General features: G+C 39.2%; 17 protein-coding genes. 7 read left to right on the top strand and 10 right to left on the bottom strand.

Translation table 11 applies throughout. The features are described from left to right. The 4 genes from H7254_RS12395 to H7254_RS12380 all read right to left on the bottom strand — a co-directional run. A partial coding sequence (locus H7254_RS12395) for a LytTR family DNA-binding domain-containing protein (RefSeq protein WP_301933264.1) occupies positions 1–672 on the bottom strand: 672 nt, incomplete at its 3' end. Beyond that, positions 653–1,720 carry a sensor histidine kinase gene (locus H7254_RS12390; protein ID WP_301933263.1) on the bottom strand — a complete coding sequence of 356 codons (1,068 nt, stop codon included), beginning with the start codon at positions 1,718–1,720 and terminating at the stop codon, positions 653–655. The genes H7254_RS12395 and H7254_RS12390, both read right to left, overlap by 20 nt. Then, positions 1,710–2,078 (bottom strand): DUF4288 domain-containing protein, encoded by a 369-nt coding sequence (locus tag H7254_RS12385; protein WP_301933262.1) that lies wholly within the window; start codon positions 2,076–2,078, stop codon positions 1,710–1,712. Before H7254_RS12385 ends, H7254_RS12390 begins: the two co-directional genes overlap by 11 nt. Before the next feature lie 85 nt (positions 2,079–2,163). After that, on the bottom strand, positions 2,164–2,940 hold the full coding sequence (locus H7254_RS12380; protein WP_301933261.1) for a DUF5668 domain-containing protein: 777 nt from the start codon (positions 2,938–2,940) through the stop codon (positions 2,164–2,166). A 370-nt stretch (positions 2,941–3,310) separates the two neighbouring features. Here H7254_RS12380 and H7254_RS12375 point away from each other — a divergent pair, with 370 nt between their 5' ends. Then, on the top strand, positions 3,311–4,483 hold the full coding sequence (locus tag H7254_RS12375; RefSeq protein WP_301933260.1) for an AI-2E family transporter: 1,173 nt from the start codon (positions 3,311–3,313) through the stop codon (positions 4,481–4,483). Between the two features lie 41 nt (positions 4,484–4,524). Here the strand turns inward: H7254_RS12375 and hxpB are convergent, their stop codons facing one another. Further along, positions 4,525–5,181, bottom strand: coding sequence for a hexitol phosphatase HxpB (hxpB, locus tag H7254_RS12370; protein ID WP_301933259.1), 657 nt, complete (start codon positions 5,179–5,181; stop codon positions 4,525–4,527). Between the two features lie 122 nt (positions 5,182–5,303). On the opposite strand from hxpB, the gene H7254_RS12365 reads away from it, so the two are divergent. From H7254_RS12365 to H7254_RS12355, 3 genes are all read left to right on the top strand, one after another. Beyond that, positions 5,304–6,068: a lysophospholipid acyltransferase family protein gene (locus H7254_RS12365; protein WP_301933258.1), complete on the top strand. Its 765-nt coding sequence runs from the start codon at positions 5,304–5,306 to the stop codon at positions 6,066–6,068. A 10-nt stretch (positions 6,069–6,078) separates the two neighbouring features. Beyond that, a complete protein-coding gene (locus tag H7254_RS12360) occupies positions 6,079–7,197 on the top strand; it encodes a carboxypeptidase-like regulatory domain-containing protein (protein ID WP_301933257.1) in 1,119 nt (372 codons plus the stop codon). A gap of 73 nt (positions 7,198–7,270) precedes the next feature. Continuing rightward, positions 7,271–8,395: a carboxypeptidase-like regulatory domain-containing protein gene (locus tag H7254_RS12355; protein ID WP_301933256.1), complete on the top strand. Its 1,125-nt coding sequence runs from the start codon at positions 7,271–7,273 to the stop codon at positions 8,393–8,395. Between the two features lie 81 nt (positions 8,396–8,476). Here the strand turns inward: H7254_RS12355 and H7254_RS12350 are convergent, their stop codons facing one another. Beyond that, a complete protein-coding gene (locus tag H7254_RS12350) occupies positions 8,477–8,986 on the bottom strand; it encodes an acyl-CoA thioesterase (RefSeq protein WP_301933255.1) in 510 nt (169 codons plus the stop codon). Positions 8,987–9,393: 407 nt separating this feature from the next. Here H7254_RS12350 and H7254_RS12345 point away from each other — a divergent pair, with 407 nt between their 5' ends. Both H7254_RS12345 and H7254_RS12340 read left to right on the top strand, forming a co-directional pair. Beyond that, positions 9,394–10,110, top strand: a complete 717-nt coding sequence (locus H7254_RS12345) for an SDR family oxidoreductase (protein WP_301933254.1) — start codon at positions 9,394–9,396, stop codon at positions 10,108–10,110. An 87-nt stretch (positions 10,111–10,197) separates the two neighbouring features. Next, positions 10,198–11,433 carry a proline dehydrogenase family protein gene (locus tag H7254_RS12340; RefSeq protein WP_301933253.1) on the top strand — a complete coding sequence of 412 codons (1,236 nt, stop codon included), beginning with the start codon at positions 10,198–10,200 and terminating at the stop codon, positions 11,431–11,433. Between the two features lie 243 nt (positions 11,434–11,676). Here the strand turns inward: H7254_RS12340 and H7254_RS12335 are convergent, their stop codons facing one another. Both H7254_RS12335 and pdeM read right to left on the bottom strand, forming a co-directional pair. Continuing rightward, positions 11,677–12,594, bottom strand: coding sequence for a histone deacetylase (locus H7254_RS12335; protein WP_301933252.1), 918 nt, complete (start codon positions 12,592–12,594; stop codon positions 11,677–11,679). Further along, positions 12,594–13,247, bottom strand: a complete 654-nt coding sequence (gene pdeM, locus H7254_RS12330; RefSeq protein ID WP_301933251.1) for a ligase-associated DNA damage response endonuclease PdeM — start codon at positions 13,245–13,247, stop codon at positions 12,594–12,596. The genes H7254_RS12335 and pdeM overlap by 1 nt, the downstream gene beginning before the upstream one ends. A 93-nt stretch (positions 13,248–13,340) precedes the next feature. Between pdeM and H7254_RS12325 the strand changes: the two genes are divergently transcribed. Continuing rightward, positions 13,341–13,850: a hypothetical protein gene (locus tag H7254_RS12325; RefSeq protein WP_301933250.1), complete on the top strand. Its 510-nt coding sequence runs from the start codon at positions 13,341–13,343 to the stop codon at positions 13,848–13,850. 53 nt (positions 13,851–13,903) lie between these two features. On the opposite strand, the gene H7254_RS12320 is transcribed toward H7254_RS12325, so the two are convergent. Both H7254_RS12320 and H7254_RS12315 read right to left on the bottom strand, forming a co-directional pair. Beyond that, positions 13,904–16,417 (bottom strand): ligase-associated DNA damage response DEXH box helicase, encoded by a 2,514-nt coding sequence (locus H7254_RS12320; protein WP_301933249.1) that lies wholly within the window; start codon positions 16,415–16,417, stop codon positions 13,904–13,906. Between the two features lie 428 nt (positions 16,418–16,845). Continuing rightward, positions 16,846–18,030: tetratricopeptide repeat protein (locus H7254_RS12315; RefSeq protein ID WP_301933248.1), on the bottom strand; the 1,185-nt coding region annotated here is incomplete at its 5' end.

Here is an 18,030-nt window from a genome sequence, read left to right as displayed (position 1 = left end):
CCGCTGGCCAGTGGTTAGCAATGCAAGGTGACTGTCTTTTTCGTGCAGGTCAATGCGGGTGATTAATTGTGCATTGATGATGTAGGAGCGATGGATGCGGATGAATTCCTCCGGTGGCAGGCTGTCTTCAAAATACTGCATGGTTTTCTTTTTTAAAAAGTGGCCTTCCGCAGTGATGATTTTTACATAGTCATCGGCAGCTTCCAGGTAATGAACCTGTGTTACTGGAATGATCTTTATTTTACCATTGTCTTTTACCACAATGCGGTTACTTTGTAAGGCGGATTGCAGTGCGGTTTCCACCACTTCGGGTACAACGGTTGTGTGTTGCTGCAACAGCTTTTGCATGGCTTTATCAAACCGCTCTTTGCTAAAAGGTTTTAATAAATAATCAGCGGCATGTGCATCAAATGCTTTGATAGCGTACTCTTCAAATGCCGTGGTAAATATTACCTGTGGCGGGTTATCAATAAGTTCCAGCATTTCGAAGCCATTTATTTTGGGCATTTGTATATCGAGAAAAATAAGGTCGGGCTGGTGCTGCTGGATGGCTTTCATGCCTTCAAAACCATCGCTGCATTCCTGCACTACTTCAATGTGCGGATAGGCTTGAAGGTATTCTTTTACCATCATTCTTGCCAATGGTTCGTCGTCAATTATTATTGCTTTCATGTTGTTGCGGTATGCTGATTGTGGTAATGAATTTATCTGCTTCTTTTTTAATTTGTAACAGGTCGTGCCGGCCAAATAATAAAAACAACCTTCGCCTGATGGAAGATAAACCAAAGCCCGTACCCTTTACCGGCACCGATGTCAATTCATCGAAAGGGTTTTGTACACTCACTTCCAGCAGTCCGTTTACATTTTTTGCCTGTATAAAAATAGTTACTTCGCCGATGGTATCGTACAGTCCAAACTTGATGGCATTTTCTACCAGCGGCTGCAGCAACATGGAGGGCAGGTTCATTTGCAGGGCATCATCGGCGCAGTCAATACTGGTTTGCAGGCGATAACCAAAGCGTACTTTTTCTATATCCAGGTACAGTTGAAGGTATTGCAATTCTTCTTCAAAATTTGTCCATTGCTGTTGTTCTTTTTTTAATGTACCCCGTAAAAAATCGCTTAGCTGCTGTATCATGTGCCGGGCTTTTTCGGGCTGGCTTCCGGTTAAGGCACTGATAGAATTTAAACTGTTGAATAAAAAGTGTGGTTGTAATTGTTGGCGTAGTTTGTTTAGTTCAGCTTCACGGGCAAGCCGCTCCATATCCTGCCTGCGATCCGCATCGGCCTGCTGATTGCGCTGCGTATACCAGAGTAAACTTAGCACCGTGCAACAACCGATAATTAAAAATGCAATGGCAAAACGAATGGTAGAAGTATGTACCAGTGCGTTCATATACACAGGATCGTTTTTAAAAAACGCCCATAAAATAATCCGTAATAACAGCAGCCATAAGGAACTGAGCGCAACGCTGATAACAAGTGTATACCAATACTTTTCCTGTTTGGGTAGATAGTAGCGCATATTATTGATCACAAGTAAACAAAATCCTTCGAGCAACAGGTTGCTGATGACGGCATCAGGAATTGCATGGGAGTAAGGGATGCCAAAATCCTGCAGTACTTTTACCTGTAGCGTACTCCATATCCCAAACCATGCAAGAAAGGTGGTAAAGAAAATGAGTACTACTTTTTTTTGAGATGCAATATTACGTGCCAAGGGCCATATTGTTTAAACCGGTGAACTGATGCAGGCTTCGCTGTAACAATTGCGTGGCCGTTTTTTGTATACTGCGAATGTACAGCTCTGCATTTGGTTCTTCTTTTACTGAAGCAAAAACCTCTGCGCCATCGGTACATTCCTCAAGGGCGTGCAATTCGCATACGTCAATAAACTTCCATTGTACACCCACGATATTTTTCTGCAAACAGTCACTTTCACCCAATAATCTTGCTTTGTGAAAAGCATGTAATTCATCGTCTGCAAAAATCAATCGTACCTGAACATCAAACTGAGCAGTATGATTTCCACCGCCGCAAACAATACGGAAAACCAGTTTTACTAAATACCATTTCATGAGTTATGAGTTGTGAGTTATGAAATATGAGTTGTCTGGTAAATTTTGCTATCTTATAATTCATATTTCGTATTTATATTTAAAATCAATAGCTTGTTATTTCTATTCCTCCAAACACCGCCGAACCTCTAAGGATAAGTATTTTAGCGGGATTGCTGCCTGCATCGGCAGACCATTTTCTTTTATCTTCTACTCCATGAAATATACCGTCAATCTCATTTTGAACCGTCCAGTTAGAGGGGATGATAAATTTTGACCCACCAAAAATCATTTCTAATTTCAGCACCACCAGACCGGTAAAATCTGCCTGGGTTAAATCAAATTCGGCACCCCCAAAAATGCAGAATACGTTGCCACCCTGGAAATTTTTTGTAACTATAATTCTTTTTATGCCACTAAATACAGAACGCGCCACCAGAAAATCATTGCTGTCAATATTTGCAGATGTATCATCGGCAGGTTCCTGAAAAGAACTGCCAGGTACACTTTTCCATTGATTGTTGCGGGTATCTTTTTTAAAATCTTCCCATCTGCCTCTTCGTGGCCGTAAAATAAATGCTATACCAAGGCCAATAATAACCAGCGGCCAAAACAGCGGTTCAAGGCTTAGTGAAGGAATAAATCTGTCTACTAAAAAAAAGGCACCCACTGCAATCAGGATGAGCCAGGAATTGTTTCTGAAATTATGTTTAAACCCGCTGTACACACCCACCAGTATCAATATGATGGGCCAGCTGAACAACCAGTCGGGAAGAAAAAGGCCCATGTTACGTAATAATAAAAAGGCGCCTACGGCCACCAATATTAAACCGCCTGCTATTCTGCCTGTTTCGTTGTTTCTGAAATTATTATTCTTTTCCATTGTTTTACTTTTATAGCTCAAATGTAGCGTGACTTTAAAACAGGAAAAAATGCCTTTAGGTAAATGATAGAAAAACGGCGGTAAAGGAAAGAATTTCGTAGGTAAGCATTCATTTATTCTGCAGGATTTGTTGTGTCAAAAGATTGCTTTACCTAAACTGACTTTACATTTGCTGTATTCCCGGTAGCTGGTAGTGAGTAAAAAAATGCCCACATTATAACATTACGCTGGTTTATGCATTCCTCTAAATCTGGCACATATTTTACCCGATATTTGTATTTTCCGGCAGGCTATTTAAAAAATAATTAAATAAGAGGACTGTGAAAAAGATAAAAATATTTATTTAAATGATTGCTGATAAACAACAATAATGAGTACTGTTGAGAAAGTGTCTTATGCCCAAAAGCTTAGCTACCAGCTTTTAATGATTTTACTAATTGGTATTTTAATTTACCTCGGACACGGAGTGCTGGTGCCTATCTATTTTTCTATTCTTTTATCCATACTACTATTACCTGTTGCGGGTTTGCTGGAAAAATGTTATTTACCATCCACACTGGCAAACCTGATTGCAGTATTACTTGCATTAACGGTAATTGCCGCAATCGTTTATTTTATTTCGTCGCAAATGGTTGGTTTTCTCAATGATATATCAGCCATCAGGGAGCATCTTGCAGAACATATTTCTTCTTTGGGAAAATGGCTTGAAAAAACAGTGCATATTAGTACTGCACAACAAGAAATTTTAATTGAAAATGCCAAGGAAGAAGTCAGGCATTCGGGAGGCCAGTATATCGGGGAAACCTTTCTTACGGTGTCGCAAATTGTAGTTTTTATTATACTGGTGGCAATCTATTCTTTCCTCATTTTGTGTTACCGGCATTTAATTAAAAGATTTTTGTTTGCTGTTTTCGACAGCCAGCACAAGGAAAGTCTTGAATATGTATTGGTAGAATCTAAACATATTATTCAAAAATATATGACCGGACTGTTAATAGAGATGGCAATAGTGGCAACCTGCAATTCAGTTCTTTTATTAATAATCGGGGTAGAATATGCAATTTTTCTGGGTGTATTTGCGGCGGTATTAAATATCGTTCCTTATGTAGGATTGTTTATCGGCGTGGGTTTTACCGTGTTGGTAACAATGGGCAACTCATCTGGCATTCATGAAATTATCTGGATCATTGCGGGCATGGAGGTTATTCACTTTTTAGATGCTAATTTTTTAATGACCAAAATTGTTGGGTCAAAGGTTAAGATTAATGCCCTGATGACGATTGTTGGAGTTGTAATTGGAGGTACAATAATTGGACTGCCGGGCGTTTTTTTAGCTTTACCTACCATCGCTGTTTTAAATGTAATATTTGCTCAGATAGATGCACTTAAACCATGGTCGATTTTATTAAGTGATGATCGTGAAAGTATTCCTCAAAAAAGAATATTGCTGCACATTCAAAAGATAACGCGTAAAATTAAAACCCCTATATCGGTTAAAGAGGTTAATAAAGCCCCGGTATCAAAAGATGAAAGGTTGATTTAAAAGCCGGTAACTGCGTCGCAATTGTGTCAGTGTGATATTGTTTACAAAGTTTGCATCAGCAATGAATTAAAATTTACCAGGGAGGAAATCTTTAAATCAGCCGCATTAAATTTTTCATTTTTTCTGTCGTGCGGTGCCGGTACCACTACGCATTTCATGCGGGCAGCTTTGGCCGCGATAAGACCATTGAAAGAATCTTCAAAACAGATACACTCTGTTGGATGACTGCCCAGCGCTTCAGCACAATTTAAATATACCTGCGGATGAGGCTTACCATACGGCAGGTCGGCAGCAGATTCGATGGACTGCAAATGCTTGCGGATGCCGAGCTTATCTACCACCACATCAATCAGGGGTTTGCCTGAAGAAGTGGCCATGCCAATTTTGAAATTTCTTTCGATAAAAAAATTAAAAATATGCTCCACGCCAGGCATGGGCCTGGCCTTGGCGGCCACTTTATCTACTACGCTTTGCAGGATGGCGCTTTCTGCAGCGGCATTGTGGCGGGCATCAATTTGATAATAATTAAACCACGCTTCTACAAACTCTTTGGTACGCATACCCGTGGTAGTGGCGTATTGTGCAGCGGTTAACTGAAAATTATGGCGGTTAAAAATTTCAAGAGCTGCCTCGCCCCACAATGGCTCTGAATCTATCAGCAGACCATCCATATCAAAAATTACAGTATTTAATTGCATAGCGGTAAAGATATTAACTTATTTATGGAGCGTAAAATGGCTTATAAAAAAGTAGATTTTTATTCGGCTCAAAAATTGATTTTACTTATATTGCATATAGGATTGCGGCTTAAAATATTTACATGTTGAAATTTTTTACGAGGTTTAAAGAGAGCAGGTTTATGCGGGGAGTTGTATATGCGGTTGTTGGAGCCCTTACCTACCCTGGCATAAATATTTTTAATAAACTACAGGTTAATGGTATGGAAAACCTGCACAAGCTGCCTAAAAAAAACGTATTATTTGTAAGCAATCACCAAACCTACTTTGCCGAGGTAATTACTTTTATACATATTTTTTGTGCCGTCAAGTGGCGAAGGAAACACAGCCTGGGTATACCTTTTTATTTACTATGGCCTTCTACAAGAATCAATTATGTAGCAGCAGAAGAAACCATGAAAAGCGACTGGATCAGTAAAGTACTAAGCCTTGGCGGTGCTCTCACCGTAAAGCGTACCTGGAAAAAAGACGGGCTTGAAGTGAGAAAAAGTTTAGACCCCAGCGATACGCGTAAAATTGAAAGAGCACTGAACAATAACTGGGTAATTACTTTTCCGCAGGGCACCACCAAACCGTTTGCACCAGGCCGCAGGGGTACGGCTTTTATTATAAAACATCATCAGCCAATTGTTGTTCCGGTTGTGATAAGTGGTTATTGGCGTGCCTTTAATAAAAAGGGGTTAAAATTTAAGAAGAAGGGTACCCCCCTGAGCGTTACTTTTAAAGCACCACTTAAAATTGATTACAACGATACCTGCGAAAATATACTAGAGCAGGTAATGGATAGTATTGAGCAAAGCAATAAATATATGCTGAAAGGCAGACATCATTTTACGAGTTCACTGTAGCAAAAATTTTATGACGATTCTTTACCCGAAATACCGTTACTACTACTGCTTTTTATTAGCTTTCTTTTGTTTACAGCAGGCTTGCGCCCAAATAAGTTTTACAGGTAAAGTGATCAATGAAACAGGTGGTATCGCCATACAAAATGCATCCGTATATTTTAATAACACCACCATTGCCACACAAACAAACCAACAGGGCGAATTTAAATTTGAAGCCGTTCCTTTTTTTAATACAGAGCTGATTATTTTTAGCCCGGGTTATGAATTAATTGTGTTTAAACCAACCACCGCACAACTGTTAGTTAAAAAATTTATTTTTAAATTGCATGCAAAAGAATCGCTGGCGTTACCAAAAGAAAATCTTACCCCGGAATTAAAAAAAAATTATCTGAATGCCTTTTATCAGGGGTTTTTGGGCATCACAGACGAAGCTTTTCACTGTGAAGTAAGTAACGGAAAAGATATTTATTTTACAGAGGATAAAAGAAATGGTGGTTTCATAGCTTTTGCCGATTCTGCGCTTGTAATTACCAATACACTACTTGGCTATAAAATATATTATAACCTGGGGGATTTTTTTTACGATGGATTTAATGGCCGGTCATATTTTGCGGGTTATTGCCGTTATGAAGAGCTGGGTGATGAAAAGCAATTTCTGTCCAACCGCAGTCACGCTTACTTTGGCAGCAGTCAGCATTTTTATCGTAGCCTTATTGCACACCAGTTAAATAAGGAGGGATTTGGTGTTTTTATCAATAAGCCGGCAAAAGCCTCCAGGGATAAAAATGCCGATCAAAATGACGGTGACGATAATTTTAGCCCAATAACGGAACAGCAAATACTTTGGATTGATAGTAGCAATAATTTTTCCATTGGTATTAAAGGAAAGCTGGTTGTTCAATACAACAAAAATCCTCATTCAAAATCATATCTTTCTAAAATATTACCCTACCTGGAGGGAGATCTGAAAAAAGGTATTGAGGCTAACATTGATATTAAGACTGCTCCCTTGGAACTTACTACGATTGGGGTGCCGGTTGATGATACCAATGTAGAATACGGAGGCTATTGGAGTTACGAAAAACTGGGCAATTTATTGCCGCTTGATTATAAGCCCGAATTGCATTAACGGAAATAGCCATTGATATTAGTGCATTAAAACTCTTGCATGCGATGTTAAAATAATTGAAAACATTTTCTGCATGCTTAAAATAAAGCACCATATTATATTATCAAAACGTACAATCCATCTATTGTTATTGGCTGGGCTGTTTGCTTTGCCTTTTGTTTCCATTGCTCAAATAATCATTCAGGGTAAAGTGATCAATGAAGCTACAGGTACGCCTTTGCAGGGAACCAGCATCTATTTTAATAATACAACTATTGGTACCAGCACCAATGCAGACGGCAGGTTTTCCTTACCCTTGCCGGAAATTGAAAATGCAGAACTGATTATTTCAAGTGTGGGGTATCAGCGGTTGGTGTATAAACCGGAAGCTGCAACAATCCAAAATAAAACCATCGTGTTTAAACTGGTGCAAAAAGAAGAAGAGTTGAAAGATATTCTGATTTTAACGGATGCGGTAAGAAAAAAATATCTTGCCATTTTTGAAAGAGAATTTTTGGGTATTACAGAAGAAGCTTCACACAGCAACATTCAAAATAAAAAAGACATTTATTTTACCAGCGGCGATAGTAAGAATTCTTTTAAAGCCTATAGCGATACCCCTTTAACGATCATTAATAAAATGCTGGGATACAAAGTTAGTTTTGAGCTGGTGGAATTTTTTTATGATCAGCAAAACGGTCGGACTTCTTATTACGGATATACCCGCTTTGACGAAATGGGCGATAAAAACAGGTGGGTTAAAAACCGTAAACGTTGTTACTACGGCAGTACGATGCATTTTTACCGCTCTCTTATTGGCAACCACCTTCAACAGGAAGGTTACAAGGTTTACATAATAAAACTGCTTCATACCGATCCATCCAAACCACAACAAAATATGGAAATGGCAGTTGAAGTAACTGCAGCACAAATTATTACTACCGACAGCAGCAATAGCAATAATTATAATGTAACCATTGCCGGTAAAATGATGGTGCAGTATGGAAAAGAACCAGCCACTAAAAATTATTTAAGAAAGAATACTTTTATCCAGGGAGACATTCCTGGTGGGTTTCGGTCATACATTACTGCTACAGCACCCGTCATAAGCCTTAACAGGGAAGGCATTATCAACAACCCCATCAATGTGCTGTACGGTGGATACTGGATATATGAAAAGGCAGCCAATATGCTGCCCTATAATTATATGCCCGAATAGTATTGATCTAAGTGGTGGATAATGAATCAATCTAATTTATTCAGGAATAAACAGCCCCGGTGAAGCAATCAGGGTAATAAATTATTTTGTAAACAACGCCCTTAGTTCACCCGCATCCGCCGCCTTCATTTTGCCACCCAATACAAGCCTTAACTGCCTGCGTCTTAAAGCGCCTTCATACAATTCAATTTCTTCTGTAGTTTCGGCAACCAGTTGTTTTACGGGTTTTGGTTTACTGTTAGGGTCAAGCGCAACAAAGGTAAAGTAGGCTTCATTGCTCTTATATTTATACTGGTGTATCGCATCTTCACCCCATACTTTTAAATGCACTTCCATACTGGTTTTAAACGCCCTGCTTACCTTGGCTTCAATGTGAACCACGTTGCCGAGTTTGATAGGATTTTCAAAAGAAATATTATCAACAGAAGCTGTAACTACCGGCGATCCGCAATGTTTCATCGCAGCAAGTGCCGAGGCAATGTCCATCCAATACATTAGTCGTCCGCCCATGAGGTTGCCAAAGGTATTGGTATCGTTTGGCAGCACCAGTTCCGTCATCATCACCAGCGATTCACTTGCTTTTTTATCCATGTATTTATTTTGGGCAAAGATAATAGCTGACGTTGGATTTGGGATGCCGGATTTTGAATGCAGTCGCCTATTGTAACAAGGATTTTTTATTGATATCAGACCCTCACGAAGCTTTCTGGGCGAAATTGTAATCCGTATTTTAATTGAAAATCCCTTCAACTGCTGCTGCTGCTGAGTTATAGCTTTTGGGTGTAACGGGTATGCCTGCAGGCGGCCTTCAATGATATTGTTTACGGTAAAATTTGTATTTGACAAATACTATTTCTTCCTGCAAATAAATCGTACCATCAGCTTTAATGGTAGCATATTATTTAAATACATAGTGTGGTAAAATAAGCATAGCTGGCGGCAGGAGAAAAAATAAACAAAATGGTTACCAATTTGTTTGACGGTAAAAACACTTTATTATGGAAACACTTATTGGAAAAAATATACTGGTTGCGGGTGCAACCGGCGGTATTGGCAGCAAGCTTATAAAACTATTGGCGGGCAGCGGTGCCAACTTATTTATTACCGCACGCAACAAAGAAAAGCTGCAACAGGTTGCAAAGGAAAATAATATTCCGGTTGAAAAAATTGCCGCTCTTGATATGGCAGATCCTGCAGCCGTCAATCAATTGAAAGAAAAATACTTTCAGCAATTTCCCTCTGTTGACATTTTGATAAATGCTGCGGGCATTGGAATTATTAAGCAAACGGATCTTTTAACAGAGGATGATTTTATGCAGTCCCTTCAAACAAATTTGTTCGCCCCATTCTTATTAGTAAAAGCTTTTCTTCCTTCCATGAAAGAAGTAAAAAAAGGACTCATCATAAATATTCCCGGTGTGTTGGGCAAAGTGCCAATGGCTGGAGCTGCGGCCTATAGTGCCAGTAAATACGGGCTGGTAGGTATGATGCAAAGTATCAGGGAAGAGGTAAAAAGAACGGATATCCGCATAACCAATTTATTTTTAGGTGGTGTAGATTCTCCTTTTTGGGATACCATTGATTTAAAAGTACAGCGGGAAAAAATGGTGCAGTCACAGGAAGCAGCAAAGGCCATCTGGTTTTTATGCCAGCAACCTGCCAGTGGTGTGGTGAGCGAAATGGTGTTGCAGCCATTCAATCATCAGGTAATTTAAATACAATAAAATGGAATGGACAGAGATATCCGGGATAAAGTTATCCAACTTTGGATTACTTATATTTGATAAATATTTTCCATCTTTATGAATAACAGCCACCTTATTTCTTTCGACAATACGGAGTATGCCTTTGCCTATAAAAAGAAAAACGACTTAAAAAATGCTCACTTTCTTTTTAAGGCTATGGGGATGCCGTGGCTTGTAAATATTGGTTTAAAATTTACTCCACTGGCCATTAAATGGAAACTTCCGCTTACAATACCGGTTATTCGAAATACCATTTTTAAACAATTTGTAGGTGGCGAAACACTGGGGGAAACTTCTGCGGTTGCTGGAAAACTTGGTGACTATAATGTGCAGGTAATTTTAGATTATGGAGTAGAGGGTGGTGATGATGGTGAGCAAGGGTTTGATCATTCAACTGAAGAATTTATAAGAGTAATTGAGTATGCAGCAACGCAGCCCAATATACCGTTTATAAGTGTAAAGGTAACGGGCTTATCACGTTTTGCATTGCTTGAAAAAATTGATGAATTAATGGCCAAAGTTCCAGGCACATTAATGAAAAAATATTTATCCGTAACAGAAAATTTACCTGCTGCAGAAAAGGAAGAATGGCATAGGGTGAGGGTTAGGGTAATGCGGCTTTGTGAAGTGGCTGCAGCCAAAAAAATCGGGGTGTTGATAGATGCTGAAGAAACCTGGATACAAAGTCCGGTAGATGCATTAACCATCCTGATGATGGATACTTTTAATAAACAGCGGGTGGTGGTGTACAATACGCTCCAGCTGTATCGCCACGACCGGTTTAAATTTTTACAGGATAGTTATGAGGCAGCAGCAGAAAGAAACTTTGTGTTGGGAGCCAAGCTGGTGAGAGGTGCTTATATGGAGAAAGAAAGACTGCGTGCAGAAGAAATGAATTACCCATCGCCCATACAACCCGATAAACAAAGTACCGACCGGGATTACGAAGGTTCAGTACAATTTTGTATTGAACACCTGGATATTATTGCTGTCATCATCGCGTCGCACAATGAACAAAGTAATTTAACGGCTACCCAAATATTGCAGCAAAAAAATATTCCATTGAACCATCCTCATGTTCATTTTTCCCAGTTATTTGGCATGAGTGATAACATCACTTTTAACCTGGCAAAAGCGGGTTGTTCTGTCAGCAAATATTTACCTTTTGGTCCTATAAAAGATGTAATTCCTTACCTGATGAGAAGGGCACAGGAAAACTCTTCGGTTGGCGGACAAACAGGCAGGGAGTTGGGATTAATAAAGAAAGAACTGGAGAGGAGAAAAACGGGATAAATTATAACTTAACCATTTCCAGCAACATTGAAAATCATTTTATACTTGCAAACTATTTTAGCGTAATTGTTTCTATGTAGTTAAATTCTTGCGCAGGTATCATGGAATCATAAAATATTGAAAATAAAGAAAACTGGCGAGATGACTATATTAAATGGATTGTAACTCACAATGACGTTGTAAGTGGGATGGGGTAAAAACTTCAGTTTTTAATTTTTGTGGCGGGATACTTTTCAACAACGCCTATACACCATAAATATCTTGTGCCACTCTAAAAGTATTACAATGTGCTTCGGTAATTATTTTTACATCTGCACTGTAACCACCACCCATGGCAACAGCACAGGGAACACCGTGTTGTTGCAAAGTTGTAAAAACAAATTCATCTCTTTGTATGCAGCCTTGTGGTGATACTTTTAATTTACCATAGCGGTCTGTATTTAAAATATCAACACCGGATAGGTAAAAGGCAAAATCGGGTCGTACTTCCTGCAGTAGTTTTGGTAAAGTAGCTTTTAATAAATCAAGATACTCCTTGTCTGCAATACCATCTTTCAAAGGTATGTCCAGATCACTTTTTTCTTTGTGAAAAGGATAATTGTGTTCGCCATGCATACTGAAAGTAAATACCCTTTTTTCCTGCTCAAATAAACTGGCCGTTCCGTTTCCCTGGTGTACATCCAGGTCTATAATCAGTATTTGCCGGGCAATGTTTTTATGCAGCAGATAGTTGGCTGCAATAGCCATGTCATTGAGCATACAAAATCCTTCGCCCCGGTTTGCAAATGCATGATGTGTGCCACCCGCCACGTTCAATGCTACACCATTCTGGAAAGCATAGTTACAGCAGTCAATGGTGCCTTGCGCAATCATCAGTTCTCTCAACGTTAATGCGGGCGATTGCGGAAAGCCAATGTGGCGCTGCTCTTTAGCCAACAGCGTTTGGTTGTGTATTCTTTCTAAGTACTCTTTTTCGTGTGTCAATAAAATAATTTCATCCGGGCAAATACCTGGCGAAAAAATATTATCAGCAGTAATGCTTCCTTCATGTAATAATTGCGCTGGTATCAGTTCATATTTTAACATCGGAAACCGATGGCCTTCCGGCAGGGGATGTGCATAGATGGGATCGTATGCAATCTTCAACATTTTGTTCGTCATTAAATTGAAATGATGGTTTGCTTTACCAATGCGAAAACATTTTCACCCTCTTTTTGTTCAATGGTAAATGTGCCTGTAAATTTGCTAAAGGCGGGCAATACCGCATACTGTTTGCCAAAGTAAAAACAGGGGAAAGTTAATGACTGTTTTCCCAATCCACGAATAGTTACAGAGGGATGAATGTGACCACTGAAAATATATCCCTGCTCCGGAATGGTGCAATCGTACACATCATGTACAAAAATAAAATTGCCAATTGCCATTTCGCATGTATGAATCGTGATATCTGCAAGGGCATACCATTCCTTTTTTAAAATATCATGATTGCCTTTTATCAGATGTATGGGCAGAGAAGAAAAATCCTGCCGCCATTTTAAAAAAAAGTCGTGCTCCCTGTTGGCTTCACTGTGAAACATATCGCCAATAATGATGACCTGCACAGGTTTAAAAACCTGCAATTGGGTTACCAGTCTTTGCATATCTTCTTTAAAAACGGCCTGCGGTATTGCGATGCCAGATTTTCTGAAATGGCCTGTCTTGCCCAAATGAAGATCAGACAGAATTAAGGTTTTTTCATCTTCCCAAAAAATACAACGATCTGCAGATAATAGAAAAGTATTTTTTTTTATGGTGTGTGGAATTACAAATGACATGTGTGCAAAGGTAAACCTGATTGTAAGTAAACCAATTGACGAATGGTTTTGAAATGACAAAATAAGTATCTACTTTAGGATAAAATTTATAGTATGAATAACACTAACTCAACTTCAGATGTTTTGGAATTTGCACAAGGCCAAAAGCCAGCCTTGCCTTCAGGGTTAAATATATTGACTATTTTAACTTTTATTGGTTGCGGATTAGGATTTATAGGCGCTTTTTGGACATATTTTAATGCTGAAAAATCGTACAAAGACCTGGTAGATGCGCAAAGTAAACTTACTGAAGCTCCTGCTTGGGCAAAGAACATGATGGGGCCGGATATGCTGGAATTGTCCAGGAAATCTATGGAAAATAAAACACCCATTATGTTGTTAACAATTGTAGGTGTTTCACTTTGTTTGTATGGTGCTTTGGAAATGCGCAAGCTAAAAAAGCAGGGTTTTATACTCTGGCTGGTAGGGGAACTGCTACCGGTTGTTGGAGGTATTTTATTTATTGGGGCGGGAATGTTTAAAGGCTTTGCTTTAATTGGAATTGCTTTTCCTGTAATATTCATTATACTTTACCTGATGCAAAAAAAACATTTAATTTATTAATACCCGGTTATTAGCTACCAGTAAAATTTCTTGATAAAATGCAGGTCGGTTTGTTATTTGTTCAGCTGTGCCTGCATTTTTTTTACCCGGTCTTCCAGTTGCTCCGACGAAATATTTTCTCTCATGCTGTCTACTTTTAACGGAAAGCAAAAAGGGGTTAATCGTTCGGGGAATGTTATAACAATGTTTCCAGTTTGTATGCGTTGTAACATGTTGCGCAATCTAACTTCTTCCATCTGTTGGTCCAGTACTTCCTGGTAGGCTTGTCTTAATAAAATATTTTTTGGATCGTACTCACTAAAAACACTGAATAGCAGACTGGCACCGTTTTGCAGGTGTTTTGTTTTTACATATTCGCCGGGTGTTCCCTGAAATATCAGCCCGCCAATTACCGCTACATCCCTGAATTTTCTTTTGGCCATTTCAATACTATTTACCGAACGTTGAATGTCTGCAAATAAATTTTCCAAACTAAATAATTCATACACATTGGTATCGTCTACCGGTATTGGTTGATCGCTCAATAATTCAAACCCGTAATCGTTCATTGCAAAGCTGAAAGTGATGGGCATAATCCGGCTGATACGATATGCAAGAATGGCCGCCATGGCTTCATGTACCAGCCTGCCTTCAAATGGATAGACAAATAAATGAAACCCATCTTTTGTTTCAATGTGTTCTATCAGCAGTTCATTTTCTTTGGGTATGTGCGACAAACTTTCCTGCAGATCGAATAATGGTTTTAGTACCGATAATTCGGGATTATCCAGTCGTTCTTTTTTGAGGAGTGTGCGGCCGTTCATTTCAAAAGCTTTGTCAAATGTTTTACGTAACATCAGGCCAAGGTTTGCACTCAGCGGCATGCGGCCACCATTCCAGCTTGGGACTATTGATTTTTTAGATGTTGATTTTTTTACGATGGCTGTCATGTCTTTTATCATTACAAACTCCAGGTTTCTGCCGGCCAGCGTAAATACATCGCCGGGCAATAATCTCGAAATAAAATATTCTTCAATTACGCCAATATAGCCCCCACTTAAAAATTTCACTTTCAGCATTGAGTCGCTTACAATGGTGCCAATGTGCATGCGGTGGCGCATGGCGATGCGTCGATTGGTTATGCGGTAAACGCCATCTTCCACCTCTATTTTTTTATATTCATCATACTGCTGCAAAGCCGCACCGCCGGCGGTTAAAAAGAATAATAGTTCCTGCCATTCGTCTTCAGTTATATGGCTGTAACAATGGGTATTTTTTATTTCTGTAAAAATTTCATCCGGTATAAAACCGTCTGATACAGCCAATGTACAGAGCCATTGCGCCAGCACATCAAAACACAGTAACATCGGTTCCCTGCTTTCAATAAATGTTTGACTGATCGCTTCTTTTAATGCCGCTGCTTCTACCAGCTCCAGTGAGTGCGTTGGTAAAAAATAAATTTTGCTGGTAGCATCCGGTTGATGGCCGCTTCTGCCTGCCCGTTGTAAAAACCTTGCCACGCCTTTGGGTGAGCCTACCTGTATCACCGTATCCACGGGACGAAAGTCTACACCCAAATCAAGACTGGCTGTGCACACTACGGCTTTTAATTTGCCCGTGTGCAGGTTGTCTTCTACCCATAGCCTTAAGCTTTGCTCAATGCTGCCGTGGTGCAATGCAATGGCGCCCGATAACTCCGGTGCCACATTGAGTAAAGCCTGGTACCAACGTTCCGTCATACCGCGTGTGTTGATAAAAATAAGCGTTGTTGTACTATTGTTGATGATGGGAATTACTTTTTCTACCAGCTTCAATCCGAGGTGACCGGCCCAGGGGTATTTTTCTATCTCATCCGGAATGATGGATTGTATTTCGATATTTTTTTGGATGATTGCTTTTATAATTTTCCCTGGTGTCGCATCATACGTTTTTAAAGAAGCCAGCAGTACATCTTTGGCTTGCTGCAGGTTGCCGATAGTAGCCGAAATGCCCCAAATGCTAATGGAATTGTTTTGAATTAACTTCTTTTTTACTCCCACAATTCTTGATACGGCGAGTTCAACCTGTACGCCTCTTTTGCTGCCGAGCAGCTCGTGCCATTCATCTACAGCCAAAATTTTCAGGTTAGTAAAAACCTCCGGGTAATTTTTTTGTGCCAGCAGCAGGTGCATACTTTCTGGTGTTATAATCAGCACTTCAGGCATCTGCCTTTTTTGTTTTTGCCGGTCGCTGATGGTGGTGTCACCATTGCGGATGCCCACTTTCCAGCTCATGCCTAATTGTACAATTACTTCTTCCATTGCCCGGCCAATATCTTTGGCCAATGCCCGCAGGGGTGTAATCCAAATAAGTTGCAGACCATTTTTTATGTTGGTTTGATAGTTATCCGGGTGATCGTTTATAAAATTAATGACGGCACCTAAAAAAACAGAAAAGGTTTTACCGCAACCGGTAGGAGCATTAACCAGTCCGCTTTTGCCCTCTGCAATTTCCTGCCAGGTTTGCTCCTGGAAAAGAAAAGGATGATGGCCTTTGGCAGCAAGCCATGTATGGACGATATTATAACCTTTGGTGGATTGTAGTTTCAAAAAATAATTTCCTTTTTGTTTGGATGAATGCCTTTCATGATGATTGAATCTCTTAACACAAAGTAGTTAAAAAGGATAATTTTTAAAGGACAAAATTTTGTTAACGGGTAAAGTAGATTTTAGTACCTGTTCCTCATACAGTTCGGAATAAGGAAAGCCTGTACCGCATTGCTGTAAATTATAATAAACTATCATTGGAAACCTGAAAGCGTTGTTACAATATTAAAGGCGATGCAGTACCCGGCACAACTCATTTAGTTGCGGGATGTTTAAAAGCAAAACCAACTTTATCGTTGCGGACCGCAATAGCACAAGCAAAGCTTGCTGCTTTAACCAAAGCATAGCAGGTTGTTACAAAATTTGATTGTACACTTAGTAATTGAAATAATTACAACGGTCATTATTAGTGCGTCCTCAAAATTCAATAACTATTTTTTGTGAGCGACAGGCTTCTTTTTCCCCCATCTTTCTTTAAGGTATTGATAAGCTTTTTTTTCATCGGCTTCAACAGGCTTTGCCAAGGCAAGATACTTTGTATAATATTTTTGTGCCTGCTGCATATTTTTTAAATTAATTTCATAAATACGCCCGCTGTTAAAATTCATAATAGGATTTTTAAAAAGATAATTCGCTGTATCGTATTGTGCAATGGCTTTTTTATATTGTCTTAAAGCTTCGTAATTAATACCAAGATTATAGTAATACATTTCAGCCTCTTTTGAAATGGATAGATTGATACAGGTTTTCAGCAACTCATTGCTTTTATCAAATTGTTTTATCCGGGCCAAAGCCTTCGCTTCAAAATAAAAAATATTTTCTACCGCATAACCTTGTGCAATTAAATATTCGCAAACACGGATACAATCTGTGTATAGCTTTAAGTTAAAGTAGGCCACTACAACCTGCGTTAATGCACTCAGCGAAGTTTCCTGCAGGCGTATCAGCCTTTCACCTGGTATGCGCACGTTTTGATAATCACCTGCAATGTATGCAGAACGCACCCTGAGTTTTAAAAATGGAATATTGACAGAATCCTGTTCCAGAACCGATTCTATAATACTGTCTGCCCGTATAAATTTTTTATTATCAATTAAAATATCTGCCAGGCCAACACCATTTTTGAAATCTTTAGGTTGAAGAATGTAAGCCTGGTTATAATATACAAAGGCAGAATCCTGTTTATCTTTTCGTTTAAACAATTCGCCCATACTTCTTAAATGGGCAGCTTTGTCGGGTTGCAAATAAATTAGCCGCCGGGTATATTGCAACGCCTGGTCAGGTTTGTCATTTTTAGTAAGGATGGCCAGATATTGAAGCGCAGAAATATTGTCAGGATTAATAGCGATTATTTTACGGAAATAGTCTGCTGCCATTTTTGTATTGTCATCCATGTAATGGGCATAGCCCAGGTAACCCAGCAATTGTATATTTTGAGAATCAATTGTAGCAGCAGGGGTGAGGTAATTGACAGCTTCCTCAAATTGCTGATTTTGAAAAAAATCCATCACTTTATTTTTATCGGTAGAAGCCGGTTGGGCATCAGCATTGTACTGGAATGAGACAGAGAGTAAAAACAGATAAATAAACTTTTTCATAATGAGCTTAATTAATTG

It is taken from the genome of Ferruginibacter sp. (assembly GCF_014377975.1).
Taxonomy (GTDB): domain Bacteria; phylum Bacteroidota; class Bacteroidia; order Chitinophagales; family Chitinophagaceae; genus Ferruginibacter.
The sequence above is the reverse complement of the archived record's forward strand: the minus strand, read 5'-3'. Positions and strand labels throughout refer to the sequence as shown.